This is a genomic window from Archangium violaceum Cb vi76, from assembly GCF_000733295.1.
Classification (GTDB): Bacteria; Myxococcota; Myxococcia; order Myxococcales; family Myxococcaceae; genus Archangium; species Archangium violaceum.
In genome coordinates, this window is sequence record NZ_JPMI01000271.1 from 1 (window position 1) to 2,681 (window position 2,681).

Annotated in this window: 2 protein-coding genes; both read left to right on the forward strand. The window is 67.4% G+C overall.

The window, feature by feature from the left end; genetic code table 11:
* The first annotated feature begins 330 nt into the window (after window positions 1-330).
* Window positions 331-1,128: a hypothetical protein gene (locus tag Q664_RS37035; RefSeq protein ID WP_235217025.1), complete on the forward strand. Its 798-nt coding sequence runs from the start codon at window positions 331-333 to the stop codon at window positions 1,126-1,128.
* A complete protein-coding gene (locus Q664_RS37040; protein WP_043407032.1) occupies window positions 1,125-2,465 on the forward strand; it encodes a hypothetical protein in 1,341 nt (446 codons plus the stop codon). Before Q664_RS37035 ends, Q664_RS37040 begins: the two co-directional genes overlap by 4 nt.
* The last annotated feature ends 216 nt before the right edge of the window (window positions 2,466-2,681 follow it).

Consider the following 2,681-nt stretch of genomic DNA (forward strand, 5'->3'; position numbering starts at 1 on the left):
CGGGGGGACTGTCTCCCAGGGCTCCGCCACCTGCGGCGGCCAGGCCGTGCCCCCGGGCTGGCCCGACTTCTCCTCCAGCGGCGAAGCGCTGCTGGCGCCCTTCCTCACGAGCACCTCGCCCGCTGAGTACGTCGCCCTGCAACAGCGCGTGGACATGCCCCGGGTGGTGGAGGCCCTGGACGACTGGAGCGCGGTGCGACTGGGAGCCCTGGGGCCGGTGCGCCCGGGGCCACGGGAGCTCCAGCGCCCAGGCGCGGTGCGGAGAAGGGCTCCGGGCAGGTGGCCCGCGTGGTGGATGACGCCGCACGTGCCACCCTGGAAACCGGTGCCATGGAGCGCTCCGGGAGCCTGGCCTCGCTGGTGGACGAGGGGGCAGGCCTTACCCGGGAGGTGGTGGAGGCCCGGCTGGCGCTGATGGAGTGGGAGGCCTCGGGCCCGCGTCTGTCCCGGGAACTGGCGGCGCTGGAGCGCCAACGTCCCTCGCCCGACGCTCCGCCGCCTGGAGCCGAGGGCAACCCGCGTTGGGGCGAGTACGTCGCCTACTACGAGAGGCGTGTCCAAGAGATCCAGCAGGGCAAGGCCACCCAGGGGCCCCTGCGCTGGGCGCACTACGAGCAGATGTGGGGATGGTTCACCCGGGGGCTGGCCTTCGAGCGTCTCATGGTGGAGTTGCTGGAGGCCGACGCCGCGCTGCCTCGGGCCCAGCGCCGCTTCCTCGGTGCCTTCATCCAGCCTCGTATCCTGCGGTCCGTGGGAGTCTGGAAGCCGGAGAGCGGCCTGCGCTATGCGGATGTGCTCGTCATCGAGGAGGGAAGCCCCGCCGGAGCCCCTCCTCGCGTCGAGACGTTCAGCTTCAAGAGCCGCGACCTCTCGGGGCTGGAGCCAGACGTCTTGAAGACGCAGATGATTGAGGACGCGAGGGAAGCCCAGCGGAAGTACGGCGGGACGCTGGACATCCGCCGGGACTCCCTCCAGCCTCTTCTGGGCTGGGACAGCAGGGTTCCCGTCCAGCGGGTCCGCCTCATCTACGAGGGGGGCAAACTCAAGCCCCATGATTCAGCGAAGTTGAAGGCAGCCATGCGAGATGCAGAGGGCAAGGTTCAGGGCGTGGAGGTACTGTTCCAATGAAGCGGTTGAGCGTGCGCGATTCGAAGCCGCAGGACAGCCTCTGGCTCTCCTTCGAAGGTGTTTTTGAGCCACGGACGGCATGGGAGAGCGAGCTGGAGCCCTTCTTCCAAGCGCTCGAGGAATACGCCGACGGTTGGATGCCGGATGTCGCGGAAGGCAAGCGGCGGCGCAAATACGGCCGCGCCGCCATTTGGAAAGCCCTGGAAGAAAAGCGCGACGAAAACAGCACCTCCATCGTGCTCCGGCGAACGGAGTGGCCCTCGCTGTACCTGTGGCCCAGGCTGGAGCTTCCGCCGCTTCCTCCCCAATTGCGCATCATGCTCGAGGTAAAACCGCTCTCCTTCTTCGAGGAAGCGGAGCGTTGCCGCAATCTCGTGGAGATGGTTCGTGCCTGGGCCAGTCGCTACCTTGTCTCCCATGCAGTCGCCCACAGCAACGACGACGTAGCCTTGACGGGCTTTCCTGACTTTGGTCGCGACAAGGAGACCTGGTACAGGGACGGTTTCGACAAGGTATACGAGGTGTTCTGGCTCAACGTCTTCGGCCCCAGGCTGGTGGAAACGGTGGGCCGCGAGCGTATGCTGTCCACGCCGGCGTGGCGGGTGGAGGAGCTGCCCAATGGCTGTGTCCTGCTGGTGACGTGGCCCACCGTCACGGACTTCGCCAGCGACGAGGCGCGCCTGGCACAAGCCCGCGCCCATGCCCACCTTCGCCCGGACTTGAGCTTTGATACGGTGTTGCGCACCCTACGCGAGCGCAGCGCTACACTGGCGCCTGTGGAGCCCCGCTTCCAGCCGGACGTGGCGCCGCTCCTCTCGCGCGTGGTGGACTACACCGCCAGCCACGAGCGCCAGCGAAAGATCGCCGAATTCAATGCCTGGCAGCCGCCCGAGCCCGAGGAGTGGCGCCCAGCCTCCACCGCTCTTGTCCCGGACGTGGACAGCCTCGAGCGCGCCCTGGAGCACTACGGCCATCTCGCCGAGCACCTCGTGGCTCTGTTGCACAAGCAGGTGCCCTCCGTGTTCGACGAAACGCCCGAATCCCTCACGGACGTGGACTTCTACTTCTGGCGTGAGGACTTCCCGAAGAGCCGCCTGCGGGAGAACATCGATGCGCACGCGGTTCCCGCCATTGGCGCCTACCTGGGGGAAGTGCTGGTGCGCAACCTCGGAGGCCGGTGGATACCGCGTCAGAGGCTCGATGAGGCTCAAGTGCTCGTGGGCAACCGTGTCTGGTTTCCCTTTGTCCGTGCCCGTCACTACATGAGCTCATGCCAGGCGCTGCTGGATTACTCCCTGACATGGCTCTATCGCGTGGCCGCGCGCCACCGCCCGTGAAGGCAAACCGGCTCACGTCAGCATGGAGGGCTCGAGCTCCACCTTCATCCAGCCCGGCTTGCGAGCGTCGAAGGAGCGGTAGGCATCCAGGGCGCTCGTCGGGGTCCACCGCGCCCGTGCGCACCAGCTCCATGAGGTGGGGGAATGACCGCTCGCGACACGTAGGCCGCTCAGGTGTGTCGGTAGACTGGGCCCCTACTTCGAGCCGCGTCCCCC